The organism is Paenibacillus sp. B-A-8 (genome assembly GCF_048572915.1).
Classification (GTDB): Bacteria; Bacillota; Bacilli; order Paenibacillales; family Paenibacillaceae; genus Paenibacillus_AQ.
The window spans coordinates 3,794,038-3,808,466 of sequence record NZ_CP183882.1; the positions used below are offsets into that span (position 1 = coordinate 3,794,038).

Genomic DNA, 14,429 nt, shown 5'->3' on the forward strand with positions numbered 1-14,429 from the left:
ACTTTCGTGACTAAAGTTCCTTCCATCGTGTAAAATATTTACTTATGGGACACCGATGTTTTCATTAGTTAACATAATTAAGATTATGTTAACTAATGTTATAAGAAACAACAATTACGCCCAACCGATACGGCGAGCAGGCAATTGGCTGGCTGCAAGAGCATTTCGAGACCTCTTTGCTTCTAGAACTTACAGATGCTGTTACGCCTCATCTTTTGAAGCTAATTCTCGCTTAAACTCACTCGTTCGACTCTCCAAATGAACAGAACCGCCATTTCCAATCTGAAAGGTCGTCCCGGACCCAATCGATAAAATTCTAATATATTGCATATTAATCGTTGAAGCCTCGGAATCATTCAAAATCTCAACTTCATCTTCATTCACTTGCTTCGACCATGCCGTGAGTGGGATCTCTAAGGGTGTAGCCTCTCTATTATTGCTGTTAATCTCTTTTATGTTATATAGATAATTTTCTTTACTTCCCACGAATTTGGACTGAATCCGCTCTACAGATCCACATAAAAAAATCGAACTGTCAGACAGATTATTGATGTACACATCTTGTATACGCGAGGTGTGCATTTATTCACTGCCTTTTTGGACTTGATCTGGAGCACTGGGAGCATACTCTATCACGCTGTCAAACGCCGAAGAACAGTTAATCGTCTGGGTATCCCCTACTAAAAATACCGAAGAACCTGATATCGAAACCACTTTTACTGCGTTTACATTTATTTCTCTGTTAATCACGGTTACTTTCATGTGGTTCCCGCCTTCCAGTTATATTTATTTCCAAATGCCGCTCTATCGCCGTAACAATATCTCGTTTGATTTGTTTTACAATAGAAGCACTTTCCTCTTCTGTGTATCCGCGCCCTTCCTCTGAGGTAGGCAGCTGGCTCACATAGTCGTTAATTCGGCCATCCATCTGATTCAGCAGATCCTGAGTTACCATTTGGATATAGTTCTCATCAATACTTAAGTTCTGCTCTTTTTCTAACCGTGAAAATTGTGAAGGGACTTCCTCTTGGACATACTTCAGAATCTCTGGACGAATCTTATCCGATAAGGCGGTTGCAGTTGGTGCCCCTTCTTCTTGCTGACCGATAGGTTTTCCATTGACGATCGCTTCATCCAGATTATTTCCCTCATTGGGTGTTATGCCTATATTTAAAGTGCCTTCCAGCTTCTCGATTTTCAATTGTTCAAAATGATAATTTATAGGTCCTATACTTGCAGCTTTATTGTTCTTTATGCTGTCTACATCCCCTTTTAAATCTTGGAGCTGCTTCTCCAGCTGCTGAATCTTTTCTGATTGTAATCTTAATGTATTAAAGACTTGTTGAACATAATACGGGTGCATACAACCCCCTCCTATGGTTTATTGTATGCGAAGGATAAGCGCCTAATTCTAGCCTGTATATAGTTCAGTTGGCGGAGGCAAACGTACAAGAGGCGAATCACTTACCCCTGGTAATGGTGCAGGAGGAGATTCTGGAACGTCACTAGACTGATAACTATGAGACAAGGCATTAATTCGGCCGGAAGTGCCGATCTGCAGAACCGATGAATTAGAGATCGTACCAATTTTTAGATGATTGACCGATATGCACTGATACACCGTAATATTCATGTAAACCCACCCTTAAGGAGGCGATACTTGATCCACCACATCTGAATCCATCGTGTTCGTACTGCTGGCTGCATTATTCGTAATGTTTGTACCTATGGAGTCACCTATCGAGAAGGAGTTGGCACCGGCATAGATTTTGGAGTTACTGCTCAAGATGACGGATGCTGTATTTCCTACTAAAACTGTGGAACTAGGGCCCACGCTGTTGATTTTAATGTTACCGATGATTGAAACCACCAAACCACTCCTCCTTTCAGAATGATAACCTATTCTATGTAGATATTCGCCCAGATGTCACTGAATAATTCATACGACCATACAATAGATAAAAAATGAAGGAGGTTCAGCGTTCATGAGTCCAAATAAATCGAACCCTTTAGATTGGATGAACGAAGATCCCTTTTTTAAGAAAAAACTATCCTTAAAGTCGCTTGAAGAGCAATGGAAGCTGGATCCAAGCCAGATCGATGGTTATGTTGAAAAAATAATTAAAGAAGCTACCGCAGCGACCTCTTCGTCATTTACGAACGAAACCTCAAGTCTGCAATTTGAGCATCTAGACACACATAATTACTTGATCACGAAAATTCGTATTCCAAGTGGAATTCACCCGGAAAGTATTTGGGCACAAATTAATCGAACACAAATCAAATTAAGCGGTCTTAGAAAAGATCATAGCGAGATCATCCCACTCCCCATTCCAGTCAATCCGGATCAGAGCAGAGGAACTTATAAACAAGGCTCATTGCAATTCAGAATGCCAAAAATGTCATCAGGAAAATTTAGAGATATCGACATCCGTTATTTATAAAAAAACCCTTAAAATACCTCCTTTTTACTCGTCCAAGTGGTGATCTATCCTTAAAAAAACGTCTTAGAATCAAAACAGCGTATAATTTAAGTTATGCGCTATTTTTTTAGGGCGTTTTTCGCCCTTATTATTCATAATTTTGTCTGCAATCACAAAGGAATTTATAAGCTTCATTCTCCGAACTTTAAGGTTGCCTCGCTCATAAGATAGGGTATCAATCGCAAAGGTGGGCTATTTATGTCCAAAAATAAACGCGGTAAAGCACTTTGGCGAATGCCATCCCGAGGTAGAGGAACATGCCTGATCTGCGGCAGCACTCGTATTAAGCTTTTATACATCGGAAAAGGTCTTTCTGGCGAAAAGGTTAACGTGTGTAAGAAATGCGAGGGTAAACAAGTAACTAACAGTAATTGAACAAAATTGTTCAGAGGATCTCCTGTCATCATTATTACAAGGCGAATGGATTACTAAAAAAGTGCAATCCTGTCATCGAACCTCGATGAAACTGAATCACACTTTGCTTAGTAATCCTCAACTTCAAAAACCTATGGGAGTTCTATACGATAACGTCTTTCCTCACTTACTAAATTGAATCCGACAGATTCATAAAGATGCAATGCAGAATCATTGTCTGTTAACACCATTAAATAAGCTTCGTCAAGTCCATTTGTTCTGAAATAATTTAACGCTTGAGAAAGCATGTACTTAGCAATTCCAAATCTTCTCCATGGCTCAAGTACAAAAACATTTTCAACATACCCACCTTTCTCTTCCTGCCATACCATCAAGCTGCCTACAACCCTCTCCCCTTCTCGAACAACCATAGAGTTCCAAAGCGGATTTTGCTTAAACTGAGATAGTCTTTCTTTCCCAAGTGGGGTTTCTGGCCAAATCTCAGCTTCTAATTCTAAATAATGATCTTCTTCTTGCGGCGTCTCCATCATCCAAGTTGCAAATTCAAATTCCTTTTTCAGTTCAGGTACAGTGTAGGAAGTATTAAGATTATGATTCATTTTAAATAAGCTATTGTATAGACAGAAGCCCTTTTCTTTTTCAAAAAATAACGTATTTGCGATCTCGGATGCGTTATTCCCCACACATAGCGTCGTTTTATGCTCTGCTGGTAAAGTTTCCTTTAATTCAAGTGCTCTCAAAAGGAGCGTTTGATACAAACTATCCAATAGATCATAATCTTCTTCTCGTTCAGGTATTGTTTTCAAATTTAAATAGATCGAATGTCTGCTTTCATCTGAGCGCCCAGGCGGCACAATATTTATGATCTCTACTTGACCTTTGGCAACCATTTTCCCATTTTCAAAGGCGCAGTACACATTCTCCCAGTTTTCCTCATCACCAACCCACCAAAAAACAGCATTTCCCCGCGAAGTAACCGAGTTATATAACTCCCCCAGTAATGGCATATCCCCTTGTTCAAAATGACGAATCGTTAATCCTTCTGATGAAAGAAGCGTAGATTTTGTCAAAACAAAACCCCTTTTCAAATGAATTTATATTTATACATCAAGGTTAGCATACCTCTTCCAATTTCACCTGTTAATTAATAGTTATAATTAATTCTTATATACTGTAACATTTATCTCGTGAACCCTGTCTTACTTACATAGGGGGACTAAATAATGAAGAGACGATTTTTTATAGGCATTTCTATATTTTCAATGGGTATTGTAATAGCTTTAGGGATCGGTACGATATCAAATATTCTAACTCCATTTAAGAGTTTCTTGCTCACTGTAAATAATCAGTCGGATGATGAAATTAGCTCTATTGAAATAGGTTTATTGCATACGGACTCCAAGGAATTATTTACAAATCCCATCAAAAAAGGTGCAACGAAAAAGTTCAAACCTACACTGAGCTTAAGTGGTGAAGGTTCTATATACCTTAAATATACTGACGCAAAAGGACGATCCACCCAAGAAACGGTATGCGGTTATACAGAGTATCTATCTGGTTATTCAACTGTCACGATAACTAATGAGGGCACAACTATAGTTCAGCAATGTAATTAAATCCGTTCTTCTAAGGGCTGTCCCAAAAGCCATGAAATGGCTGCTTAGGAGATCCCTTGTTTTTGTAGTCAGATAGACGGTTGCGCTCCATAAAGACGCTCCGCGAACGGACCGTTGTTCCAATCGCTTTTGTATCCAGATTTTTTCATTTCCCCTTAGCGGTTAAAATCGGGACACAAAGGCGACTGCTATCGCTTTTCCACAATCAGTCCGTTCTCCGCTGTGTAAGCGGGAAAATGGAGTTGCCACACAACCATTTTAAAGAAGAGGTTTCTTTTGTACATTCAGTATACCAAGCCCAGGAAATCCTGCGAGGAAGGCTATGCTTTGTCCGTACGTCGCTTCGCGGCATGTGTTCGAAGAAAATAAATTAGTAGACTGAGTAATGTCCCTTTAAATGGCCCACCGGCGAACACATTCTTGTCGTCGGCATACCGATCGCGGCCCGCCCCGTTACATCCGAAAGAACCATGAACACGAGTTGCAGGCGCGCTGCTCAGCCGTTTGCTAATCGCCATGCCAGTCTACAACTTTATTTTTCGAGTCGACACATACCCTCTAAGCCTGTCCACATATAACGGACGATGGGTTTAAATCTCTTCATTGCAGAAGAACGAGAAAAAATCTTATGTAATCTCACGTGAAAATAAGCCCACTACGCCTATACGGGCATTGTGGGCTTCGCTGCTTAATTTTACTTGTAAATTGAAGTATCAAGCGGAATAATGAACCCTCCGTCAACAGCTTGTGTCACATTTATTGCGATGTTCTTTACTCCAGAAATATCTACCTCAATCGTCTGGAGATCACTATTAGGTGAAATATTCTCTACTTTTTTAAGGAGCACATTCTTGTCATTATCTCTAATTTCTAGAGACTCCACTTCCTTGCCGATTGCAGCGAATTGCAGAACAAGCCTCTGATATTTGCCGTTAGGGCTGAGCGCGGTATATTTAATATTGGAATTAGGTGCGCTGTATAGAACTTCCTTATAATTCTTGCCGCCGTATTTGGTCAGTGCAGGGTCCTTGGTATACAGACTCGTGTTAAAATCCTCCTGCTTCACGGGAACGCCTGCCTGCTGTTCGCCAATAATCACCTCTTTGGCTGTCCCGTCATAATTCACCGGAACATCCAGCAGCTCAGAAACAGATCGTACCGGAAGATACGTAGTTCCTTTATAAGTAATGGGAAGTACCGCTTTGCCATTCCCATCTTTGAGAGGGGTAATCTCCCCGTTCACTCTGATTTTTAATTCCCCGTTTAACAACGCTTTAATTTCTTGAAGCTGCGAGCTAGCGAAAGCACCTGTGCCCATGCCCACTAAAAGTATCATGGTACCGCTTAAAGTTGTAACAACCTTCTTCTTCATTTCTGTTTTCCTCCTCTTGGGTTTTCTTCAAATCCAGGTGCTCCGCAAACAACGGTTATTTGAGAGGTAATCTCTCTGAAAGATGACGCTACATGTGGGATAGTCTCTGCGGAGTTGAATATTTTACCATATTATATCACAAAGCCCAATGCTTCATTTCCAATTCTCCCTTCTTCCAAGCTACTGATTAACCCAGCCCTTTCTAAAAGCAATTTCCTGCTTTTTCTGTTAAATTCTTAGTTTTCTATGCAAAAAAACCTGTCATATCGACAGGTTGAATAGTCATTAAATGTGCAGCGCCAAAAACATGGAGCGCCTCATTTCTGTTAAAGAAGTCCAGGAGGATGACCTGCCGGCTCCAAACCTATTCTGGGCGGTTGTTCACTGAGAGGTCATTGCACAATTATATATCCGCCTATTAAGGGCTAATTCCTTCGAATACAGTACCAATTACCACAAATACTTTATAGAAGTCTTTCTAAGCTCCACATTAGACTCAGAGGTTAACTGGTACTAAAGTATTTTAGTATGTTACTCAAAGTGGTAAAAGCCAAATTATTTAACTAACGTTCGCCATTAGCTATTGTGTTTAGCGACTATGGTTTAATCCTTCAAATTCTCTTCCCCCCAATCATACATTGCCTCTATAATTGGAGAAAATTTCAATCCCAAATCTGTCAATGAATACTCTACTCTTGGCGGAACTACCTTGAATACTTCACGATGGATTAATTTATCCTGCTCCAGTTCCCTCAACTGTTTTGTCAACATGGCCTCAGTAGTCATCGGGAAACATCGACGGATCTCTCCAAAACGTTTAGGCCCCTCTGAAAGATACCATAGTAGTAAAAGTTTCCATTTTCCTCCTAACATTTGTTGGACTTTTGTTAAACCACAGTCAGGTGTATGGAACTTCGTATTTTTAGTCACATTTCTCCTCCTAAAATAGCCAAATGAAATCTCATTACTATCAAAAAACATAGTACCTATTAAAAATAACAGTACTTGTTATTATAGATTATAAGAATTAAGGTAATAGTACCACCTTTGCTGTGGTTTTAAAATAATTGTTTCATGAAGGATTATGAAGGAACAACTTTACGTGAGCATTTAGGAGTACCTTATCAATATGGACGTGAAAACAATTAATAAAAAAGGAGGATGTAGGCAGAACATGGTTCAACGTTTATCTATAATGGATATGGCTCCAGTCGATCATGAAACATCAGCCAAACAAGCGTTAATAAATTCGGTTAAACTAGCGAGTAAAGCGGATGAACTAGGTTACGAACGCTTTTGGGTCACGGAGCATCATAATCTTTCCTCCGTAGCCAGCGCTTCACCCGAACTGTTAATCGGTCAAATAGCTGCGAATACGCAGCGCATACGGGTTGGTTCAGGTGGCGTCATGCTTCCCAATCATTCTCCGTTAAAAGTAGCTGAGAACTTCAAACTACTGCAGACGTTCTACCCAGATCGCATTGACTTGGGTGTGGGCCGTGCACCTGGAACTGACAGTAAAACTGCGCTTGCCTTACGTCGCTCTATGAATTCATTAAACGCAGATGATTTACAAGAATTGCTTCGTGAATTAAGAGGATATGACCATCCTTCAGATTCGTTGCCAAATGATTCAATTGCCCAGATCATTGCGATGCCACAAGACACACCACTTCCGCCAATCTGGATTTTAGGGTCCAGTCCTTATAGTGCCCAACTTGCGGCAATTGAAGCAGCCAACTACTCTTTTGCATATCATTTCAATCCCGCAGGGGCAAAAGAAGCCATCTCTTTGTATCGCAAGCTTTATCAAGCAAATCATGGCGTGTCAGCACCAGATGTTATTTTAGGTGTTTCAGTAATCGGCGGAGATACGGATAAAGAAGTAGATTATCAACAAAAAATCCTAAGTTTAAAATTTTTACAAAGCTTAGGGTACTTCAACGGTTTTGATCCACTGAAGGCACATGAGTTACGGTTTTCTGAAGCTCATCATCAAGCAGCGCAATCGTTTTTATCTACGATAGTAATAGGTACGTGGAGCGAATTGAAGCCGAAATTGGACTTCTTGGCGGATACCCTAGGTGTCCAAGAACTCATCGTGTCAACTGCCCAAGAAGGCTTTGATACGCGATTAAAATTGTATGAGAAACTTGCTGAGCTCTATAAACTACAACGAAACTAAAAATATACCCATGAAAGGTGTTATAAAAATGAATCTTAACAATCAAAAATTGATTTTAGTTACGGGTGCTACTGGATTACAAGGAGGCGCTGTTGCAAATGAAGCATTAAAACAGGGATTTAAAGTTCGTATTTTAGTTAGAGATGAAAATTCTACTAAAGCCCAGGCACTTATTCAAAAAGGTGCTGAAGCTGTAGTAGGTAACTTTGATGACACATCCTCTTTGGAAAATGCTATGAAAAATGTCGATGCTGTTTTTTCAGTTCCGATTTCTGGAATAGATACCAATGAAACGGATCGAGAGAGAAAACAGGCTTTTGCATTAATTCAAAGTGCAATAAAAAGTGGCGTAGAACAATTTGTGCATACTTCCGTTGCAGCCACAAGCAGATATAATGACTTCCCAGATTGGGGAACAGGTTATTGGTTTGAAAAATACTGGACAGATAAGTGGGATATAGAGGAAGCTGTTCGTTCAGCAGGTTTTCCTTTATGGACTATCGTGAAACCAGCATGTATTATGGAAAATTTCACTGCTGAAAAATCTGCGTTCATGTATCCTGATTTACAACAAGGGGAAATAAAAACGGTTACGTTTGCGGATACACCTATAGATCACATTGCAATTGAAGATCTTGCTTCTTTTGTTTGTGCAGCCTTTGCAGATCCTAAAAAATTCAATAAACATAATATTGAGTTAGCTGCCGAATCGCTGTCATACAAAAAAATTGCCGAGATTATCTCGGAGGTAACAGGAAAAGAACTTAAAATCACAACACTTGGTATTGAAGAAGCATTAGAGCAAGGAATTCATCCATTAGCTGTACGAGGTGAACAATGGAATAACGTAGCTGGTTATAATGTAGATATAGATTTATTAAAGACTTACAATATCAAATTAACTTCGTTTAAAGAGTTTGCAGAAAAATATAAAGACAAGTTTAAAATAGATTAACCGCCAGTTAGATGAACAAGCAGCCGATCTCAATGAGCGGCTGCTTTCATATTTGTAACGAGTTAAGGTTTTTCTTCTTTTTAATAAGCACTTTTTTATTATTACTTTTTCAACTAAACTGCCAGTTAGTTCAATAAAAAGAACGCTCCCGCGCCTTCGCTTGGGCTACGACCTCCTCATTATATTTCATTTCCAATCACCTTTTAAAGAACGTACGTGGGTAGAATGTAGTGCTTAAACAGGGGACATATCTTAACCTAAGCACTAAGAAAACCTAAGCACTAAGAGAATACTTTATTTTCTTCTGACAGTATGGAAAAAGTGACACTTGAGGTCGGTTGACTTTCACTTGCTATGACCAAAAACAAAGAGCAGCAATTCTCCAATTACGGGAGAATTGCTGCTCTTTTGACCTTTTTGCGGTTTAAAAATGGAGAGTGAGTGTCTCTAATCGTAGAAAACCTACTTTTGGTATATAACCTCGCAACACTTCATCGTTATGCATTCCCTGGAAGATTTAATTGCCAGGTCACACCAAATCGATCCGCTACCCAACCAAACTTCGGACTAAACGGATAGCTTCCAAGTGGCATTAGGACCTGTCCACCTTGCGCTAATGATTCGTAGACCCGATCAATTTCAGCTTCACTCTCACAATTTACATATAAGGATATCGCTGGCGTAAAGGTGAACCCATGCTGAACATAACTATCTATACACATAAATACTTGTCCATGTAAAGAAAAAGAAGCCTGCACAACACTCCCTTCAGGTCCTGCTTCGTTCGCTCCATAGCGCTTAACGCTAATAACTTCAGAATCATCAAATAAGGTAGTATAGAAATTCATAGCTTCTTCTGCTTTCCCTTCGAACATAAGAAAAGTCATTATCTTTTGATTCGTTTCCTGCATAATTACCAGCTCCCTATTGTGATTTAATTTAAATCATCTCATATCATTAACGCTTTCATATACTTTCAAACGGGCATACACGGTCTCGAGAACCGGATACGCATCTTGATCCGTTAAAGCCATAGCCAGAAGAGCACCATGCAGATGATCTGCTTCTACTGGTAATTGCTTATGCATATCCCGATGCATGGATGAAGTAAATTCGGGCAACACAGAAAGCATCTTTTGCATCGTGGAAGCTGTGTTTTCCGGTCCCACAGGCATTCCAGCATTTTGAGCCAGGCTCACAATCTCTTGCAGAAGTCGCTCATAGATAGCACGTGCCTTTGGAGATGCCAAAATAGGTCCAACTGAGCTATCCATTAAGGTTGTAATCCCACTTAAACTAGCAACAAATATATATTTTTGCCACACTTCACGCTGAATGTCAGAACTTAATGTCACTGTGAAACCAGCATTATCCAAATGGCTCAGAAGCAACTGTGTTCGTTCGGACTCACCACCTGCCCATTCACCAAAGACAATACTATGGAACGAGCTGCTTTGGACAATAGTACCTGCTGAATCTAGAGTTGTTTCTATATAACAAAGACCACCCAATACATGTTCTGGACCAAAACGATTCTGCAAAATGCTAAAATGATCATAACCATTGAGGAGCGGGAGGATAACTGTATGTTCACCCACGTAGGGTTCGATGTCATTCATCACCTGAGGCAAATGGTATGCCTTGACCGCTATAATAATGCAGTCGAAAGGTTCTGTTTCTTCCTCATTAGAAATCGTTCGTACAGAAGTCTGAAAATCACCGTGAACACTTTTTACGATCAACCCGTCTGCTTTTAACTGAATCTGTTTGGCAGTACGAACAAGAAAAGTAACATCTTCTCCTTTTTGAGCTAAACGCCCCCCGAAATATCCACCTATAGCTCCTGCACCCACGATAAGAAATCGCATGATAATCTCCCCTTTTTTTCCTTAATTTGAACAAACAAAAAGACCTTTTAGCTATTTGCTAAACAGGTCCGAAAGGCAAAAAAAGAGTCAAGTATCGACCGTTCTTTTGTCTCGGTCCTTACGGATCAGAGCAAAATCCAACGAGTTCACCTCCATGGCTACAAGTATATTTCTATTCATATCTCAAAACCTATTAGAGCGCCATTCGATGATTTAATCGATACAGCCTCCCTGGAAAGTATAGCAAAAGAAAACATCACTGTACAAGCATAAACGCCATCCACGTCCCTACTCTTCTTAAAGACTAGTAGTTTTGATCCACAATTTTGAGATATCCAGAAATCCGAATGAGCTGGTGTGAAGACCAAACAAGCTTTGATTTAGCTGCGCTTTTTTATTCATATGACAACCATATAGCACCCAATAGTTGTCCCTAAGCACACCTTCTGCCTGATTCAGCAATTTTATTCTGTTTTCCTTAGGGGATTGCGTGAAATCAGTGAGTACCTCTGAGAATAACAAGATCTGGTCGTCTCTCAGCAGAGAAAATAGATAATTAAGTTTATTATTAAAGTAGTTAACCATCCCCCACTGCCAATCATCTTCTAGAACCTCTTCAGCAAGGAGGATTTCGGCGGTGTTCTTTATGTCTGCTGAGTTAAATTCATTGAATAAATACAGTTCAATTTGCAGGCCTACTGAAGCTGCTCGTGCTTGAAGCCACAGCGCTTCTTCTCGCTCTTCTTTTTTATCCTTTGTAGCTAAAGTTAAGATTTCTCCCTGATAGCCGCTTGCTACTAGAAGATCTCTCGCTTGTTCCAAGGCAGGTTCAACAATGCTTCTCTTACTGCTCTCCCAAGGTAAAAAGCTGTCAGCAGGAGTACTACGGTTCCCTCCTAACTCCTTAATTAAAGTCTCTCGGCTGTAAAGAATTCTCATGGCCTGCCGAAAAAATTGATGTTGATGAACTCCTTCCTTATAGAAATTGAATAAGAGATATCGGCATCCCAAAGCAGGGTAGTCAATACTGTGGTTACAGATGATATTTGGTAATAAACCCTCCTGAACGGAGTCTGGTAGATCATACAATCGTTCACTTGAAGCTTGTTCTGGCAAATACCAGATTTCTACACGATCTAGTAGCGGACGTATACCGTAATAATAATCAAATGCCGCGAGGACTAGTACATCTTCATTTAGATCTAATAAACGATAGGGTCCAGTTCCGCTCACCTCATTAGCGAGATCTATATCATAAGGAAGAATCGACATATGAATACAGCTGAACATGTGTAGAAAAAAGAGATTGGGACGAGACAGCTCAAACCGGATCCTGTGATCTCCTTCAAGCTCTACTCGTTCTATATCTTTGTATAGGCTCAATGCTGGACTCTTCAAATCTATAAGGCGTTGAAATGTCTCTTTTACGTCTTTGGAGGTCATTATCCTGCCGTGATGGAATCGCACACCTTTACGGAGATAAAAAATATAACTTGTACAATCTTCATTGGCTTCCCACATATGAGCCAGACCAGGAAGAAAAGTATCACTTCCTGCATCATAGGAAACTAATGTGCTATAAATTTGTCCGAGTAAATAGGATTCAAACGCGGTGTATACATAAGCTGGATCTAGCTCTTCCATATGCCGGTTACGTGTAATTCGCAGGACGTCCAATCCTGATGTTGACTCTGTTTCACTACGGAAGCCCATCTGTTTATTTAACACCATTAATAACCGTTCCTTTAATGGGTCACTAACTTGGCCACGACTTAATAGCTCTATAGCTTGCTTAATCTTCCCCTTACTAATGAGTTCCTGAAAGCTGTCCTCCAGCACCTCTTCAATCGTTCGAAGAAAAGTTAACTGCGAGATATTTCCACGCCCTCTTCCCGGCTGCCAATGGATAAACCCCTGCTCTTCAAGCTTTCGAAGAATAAACTTTACGTTACGAGGAGTACAGCACAGAATCGTAGCCAGTCTATCTATGGTGACAGGAATAGCTTCCCCTATATCTATTGGGGATGGGATGGCTATTGCTAAACATAAAAAATGATTACTTATTTGGTCCACGATCATTCACTCCTTTAAAGGTGAAACACTTTAAGTATTTCTTACACTTTTACTTCCCCCTTTTATCATTATAATTATACATATATCATCAATGAATATGCAGTACTAATATTATAGCTACCAGATTAGGAGACCTTTTCAATTATGAATCAGCATCTAAGGCATGTTCACCCACTTGCATGGACTATCATTATCGGTACGATGTTCGGACGTTTAGTAACTTCTATGAGCATTCCGTTCTTATCCATCTATTTAACCCAGGTCCTTGGAGCTACCCCCACTCAAACGGGAATTACCGTAGCCGTTAGCTCACTGGCGGGCGTAATGGCTAGCTTCTATGGAGGATACATTTCAGATATTGTAGGCCGTAGAATCGTCATGTTAATCTCCGTATTTGGCTGGGCAGCAGTATTCTTCGGATTCTCTGTTGCACAACATCTGTGGGTATTCTTCTTGGTCAACACCTTGAACGGATTATGCAGATCCGTGTTTGAGCCCACTTCACGGGCGCTTCTATCCGACATTACTCCAGCTGAAAGTAAGCTGCTTGTATTCAATCTTAGATATGCTGCGATCAACCTTGGTGTTGTCTTTGGTCCGATTATTGGAGTGCAGCTCGGTTCTGCCGAGTCTACGTTTCCCTTTATGATCGCTGGGATTGTATACGTTGCATACGGGCTTGTATTATTCGTCCAATTCAAATTGCATCATTCAACCATGCAGAGTCATACTCAAGCTGAACCACCACGTTTACTTGAAGCCTTGGCAATAACCGGTAGAGACCGTGTCTTCTTGCCAGTTCTACTCGGTACTATCTTTTGTGTGCTTGGATACGGACATTTCGGCTCAACTATGGCGCAGTATTTAGCAATGAACACCCATTTCACAAATGGTGGGCAATTATTCTCCTATATGTTGTCACTCAATGCCATTACAGTGCTCGTGGTACAGTATCCTATCGTACGTACTGCTAGTAAGTTCTCACCGATTGTACCTTTGATTCTTGGAAATATTTGCGTTGCACTTAGTCTTCTCTTAGTTGGTTTGGCAGAAGGTGTAGGCCTTCTTATGTTCAGTGTTGTTCTGTTTACAATAGGAGAAGTACTACTCTTCACGATGATGGACATGTTAATTGATCGGATCGCGAAGCCAGAAATGAAAGGTACGTACTTTGGAACGATTGGATTTAACAATTTAGGGAGTGTAATCGCGCCTATCTTCGGTGGTGTACTTTTAGATCATTATGGAGCCCAGAACGGCCTTACGATCTTCCTACCACTTGCTCTAACCACGGCTATAGGACTTCCTTTTCTAATCGTAGCGCACAAAAGGCTTGCTGCTAGAGAGAAGTTATCTCTTGATGTTGACACTAGTGCATAAATGGTTAATTCATTAAACTTAAGGGATATTTTGAAATCACCTACCGTTAGTTAACATATTAATTATTATGTAAACATTTAAAATCCGTCAAACTTTTTCACAATAAGAGCGGGACCGTTTCA

Annotated in this window: 18 protein-coding genes; 6 read left to right on the forward strand and 12 right to left on the reverse strand. The window is 40.2% G+C overall.

All coding sequences use genetic code 11. The features are described from left to right. Window positions 1-201: 201 nt before the first annotated feature. From ACN6MV_RS16940 to ACN6MV_RS16960, 5 genes are read right to left on the reverse strand one after another with little or no spacing between them, the layout of a single operon-like run. Window positions 202-582: a spore germination protein GerPE gene (locus ACN6MV_RS16940; protein WP_076120489.1), complete on the reverse strand. Its 381-nt coding sequence runs from the start codon at window positions 580-582 to the stop codon at window positions 202-204. Then, a complete protein-coding gene (locus ACN6MV_RS16945) occupies window positions 583-762 on the reverse strand; it encodes a hypothetical protein (RefSeq protein WP_042128202.1) in 180 nt (59 codons plus the stop codon). Next, window positions 743-1,363: a spore germination protein GerPC gene (gene gerPC, locus ACN6MV_RS16950; RefSeq protein ID WP_419884467.1), complete on the reverse strand. Its 621-nt coding sequence runs from the start codon at window positions 1,361-1,363 to the stop codon at window positions 743-745. Before gerPC ends, ACN6MV_RS16945 begins: the two co-directional genes overlap by 20 nt. Before the next feature lie 48 nt (window positions 1,364-1,411). Then, window positions 1,412-1,633, reverse strand: a complete 222-nt coding sequence (locus tag ACN6MV_RS16955) for a spore germination protein GerPB (RefSeq protein WP_081954099.1) — start codon at window positions 1,631-1,633, stop codon at window positions 1,412-1,414. A 12-nt stretch (window positions 1,634-1,645) separates the two neighbouring features. Further along, entirely contained in the window at window positions 1,646-1,870 is a 225-nt protein-coding gene (locus ACN6MV_RS16960; RefSeq protein WP_036687577.1) for a spore germination protein, read from the reverse strand. A 115-nt stretch (window positions 1,871-1,985) separates the two neighbouring features. On the opposite strand from ACN6MV_RS16960, the gene ACN6MV_RS16965 reads away from it, so the two are divergent. After that, a complete protein-coding gene (locus ACN6MV_RS16965) occupies window positions 1,986-2,444 on the forward strand; it encodes an Hsp20/alpha crystallin family protein (RefSeq protein ID WP_042128207.1) in 459 nt (152 codons plus the stop codon). A gap of 237 nt (window positions 2,445-2,681) precedes the next feature. Continuing rightward, window positions 2,682-2,858: a hypothetical protein gene (locus ACN6MV_RS16970; protein WP_167348469.1), complete on the forward strand. Its 177-nt coding sequence runs from the start codon at window positions 2,682-2,684 to the stop codon at window positions 2,856-2,858. Between the two features lie 131 nt (window positions 2,859-2,989). Here ACN6MV_RS16970 and ACN6MV_RS16975 read toward each other — a convergent pair whose 3' ends face one another. After that, window positions 2,990-3,928: a GNAT family N-acetyltransferase gene (locus ACN6MV_RS16975; protein ID WP_419884468.1), complete on the reverse strand. Its 939-nt coding sequence runs from the start codon at window positions 3,926-3,928 to the stop codon at window positions 2,990-2,992. Between the two features lie 153 nt (window positions 3,929-4,081). Here ACN6MV_RS16975 and ACN6MV_RS16980 point away from each other — a divergent pair, with 153 nt between their 5' ends. Next, complete coding sequence (locus ACN6MV_RS16980; protein ID WP_339286756.1) at window positions 4,082-4,474, forward strand: hypothetical protein; 393 nt, start codon at window positions 4,082-4,084, stop codon at window positions 4,472-4,474. Between the two features lie 320 nt (window positions 4,475-4,794). Here the strand turns inward: ACN6MV_RS16980 and ACN6MV_RS16985 are convergent, their stop codons facing one another. The 3 genes from ACN6MV_RS16985 to ACN6MV_RS16995 form a co-directional block, all read right to left on the reverse strand. Next, the gene (locus ACN6MV_RS16985) at window positions 4,795-4,992 is read right to left on the reverse strand and encodes a hypothetical protein (protein ID WP_419884469.1); all 198 of its coding nucleotides are present in this window, start codon (window positions 4,990-4,992) and stop codon (window positions 4,795-4,797) included. 176 nt (window positions 4,993-5,168) lie between these two features. Next, window positions 5,169-5,846: a hypothetical protein gene (locus ACN6MV_RS16990; RefSeq protein WP_419884470.1), complete on the reverse strand. Its 678-nt coding sequence runs from the start codon at window positions 5,844-5,846 to the stop codon at window positions 5,169-5,171. 603 nt (window positions 5,847-6,449) lie between these two features. Next, window positions 6,450-6,776, reverse strand: a complete 327-nt coding sequence (locus ACN6MV_RS16995; RefSeq protein WP_419884471.1) for a winged helix-turn-helix transcriptional regulator — start codon at window positions 6,774-6,776, stop codon at window positions 6,450-6,452. 199 nt (window positions 6,777-6,975) lie between these two features. Here ACN6MV_RS16995 and ACN6MV_RS17000 point away from each other — a divergent pair, with 199 nt between their 5' ends. Together ACN6MV_RS17000 and ACN6MV_RS17005 are read left to right on the forward strand one after the other, a co-directional pair. Then, window positions 6,976-8,031 carry an LLM class flavin-dependent oxidoreductase gene (locus tag ACN6MV_RS17000; protein ID WP_419884472.1) on the forward strand — a complete coding sequence of 352 codons (1,056 nt, stop codon included), beginning with the start codon at window positions 6,976-6,978 and terminating at the stop codon, window positions 8,029-8,031. A gap of 28 nt (window positions 8,032-8,059) precedes the next feature. Then, window positions 8,060-8,986, forward strand: coding sequence for an NmrA/HSCARG family protein (locus tag ACN6MV_RS17005; protein WP_419884473.1), 927 nt, complete (start codon window positions 8,060-8,062; stop codon window positions 8,984-8,986). A 497-nt stretch (window positions 8,987-9,483) separates the two neighbouring features. Here ACN6MV_RS17005 and ACN6MV_RS17010 read toward each other — a convergent pair whose 3' ends face one another. From ACN6MV_RS17010 to ACN6MV_RS17020, 3 genes are all read right to left on the reverse strand, one after another. Beyond that, window positions 9,484-9,897, reverse strand: a complete 414-nt coding sequence (locus tag ACN6MV_RS17010) for a VOC family protein (RefSeq protein WP_042128213.1) — start codon at window positions 9,895-9,897, stop codon at window positions 9,484-9,486. A gap of 33 nt (window positions 9,898-9,930) precedes the next feature. Then, on the reverse strand, window positions 9,931-10,854 hold the full coding sequence (locus ACN6MV_RS17015) for a ketopantoate reductase family protein (protein WP_419884474.1): 924 nt from the start codon (window positions 10,852-10,854) through the stop codon (window positions 9,931-9,933). 297 nt (window positions 10,855-11,151) lie between these two features. Then, the gene (locus tag ACN6MV_RS17020; protein WP_419884475.1) at window positions 11,152-12,927 is read right to left on the reverse strand and encodes an ABC transporter substrate-binding protein; all 1,776 of its coding nucleotides are present in this window, start codon (window positions 12,925-12,927) and stop codon (window positions 11,152-11,154) included. Between the two features lie 144 nt (window positions 12,928-13,071). Between ACN6MV_RS17020 and ACN6MV_RS17025 the strand changes: the two genes are divergently transcribed. After that, window positions 13,072-14,307, forward strand: a complete 1,236-nt coding sequence (locus ACN6MV_RS17025; protein ID WP_419884476.1) for an MDR family MFS transporter — start codon at window positions 13,072-13,074, stop codon at window positions 14,305-14,307. The last annotated feature ends 122 nt before the right edge of the window (window positions 14,308-14,429 follow it).

What these genes read in the sequence shown, in the direction of transcription:
- ACN6MV_RS16990 (WP_419884470.1), bottom strand. Translation starts at nt 5,846, where the DNA reads ATGAAGAAGAAGGTTGTTACAACTTTAAGCGGTACCATGATACTTTTA.
- ACN6MV_RS16970 (WP_167348469.1), top strand. Translation starts at nt 2,682, where the DNA reads ATGTCCAAAAATAAACGCGGTAAAGCACTTTGGCGAATGCCATCCCGA.
- ACN6MV_RS17010 (WP_042128213.1), bottom strand. Translation starts at nt 9,897, where the DNA reads ATGCAGGAAACGAATCAAAAGATAATGACTTTTCTTATGTTCGAAGGG.
- ACN6MV_RS16940 (WP_076120489.1), bottom strand. Translation starts at nt 582, where the DNA reads ATGCACACCTCGCGTATACAAGATGTGTACATCAATAATCTGTCTGAC.
- ACN6MV_RS16965 (WP_042128207.1), top strand. Translation starts at nt 1,986, where the DNA reads ATGAGTCCAAATAAATCGAACCCTTTAGATTGGATGAACGAAGATCCC.
- gerPC (WP_419884467.1), bottom strand. Translation starts at nt 1,363, where the DNA reads ATGCACCCGTATTATGTTCAACAAGTCTTTAATACATTAAGATTACAA.
- ACN6MV_RS16945 (WP_042128202.1), bottom strand. Translation starts at nt 762, where the DNA reads ATGAAAGTAACCGTGATTAACAGAGAAATAAATGTAAACGCAGTAAAA.
- ACN6MV_RS16980 (WP_339286756.1), top strand. Translation starts at nt 4,082, where the DNA reads ATGAAGAGACGATTTTTTATAGGCATTTCTATATTTTCAATGGGTATT.
- ACN6MV_RS16985 (WP_419884469.1), bottom strand. Translation starts at nt 4,992, where the DNA reads ATGGCGATTAGCAAACGGCTGAGCAGCGCGCCTGCAACTCGTGTTCAT.
- ACN6MV_RS17005 (WP_419884473.1), top strand. Translation starts at nt 8,060, where the DNA reads ATGAATCTTAACAATCAAAAATTGATTTTAGTTACGGGTGCTACTGGA.
- ACN6MV_RS17015 (WP_419884474.1), bottom strand. Translation starts at nt 10,854, where the DNA reads ATGCGATTTCTTATCGTGGGTGCAGGAGCTATAGGTGGATATTTCGGG.
- ACN6MV_RS16955 (WP_081954099.1), bottom strand. Translation starts at nt 1,633, where the DNA reads ATGAATATTACGGTGTATCAGTGCATATCGGTCAATCATCTAAAAATT.
- ACN6MV_RS17000 (WP_419884472.1), top strand. Translation starts at nt 6,976, where the DNA reads ATGGACGTGAAAACAATTAATAAAAAAGGAGGATGTAGGCAGAACATG.
- ACN6MV_RS17025 (WP_419884476.1), top strand. Translation starts at nt 13,072, where the DNA reads ATGAATCAGCATCTAAGGCATGTTCACCCACTTGCATGGACTATCATT.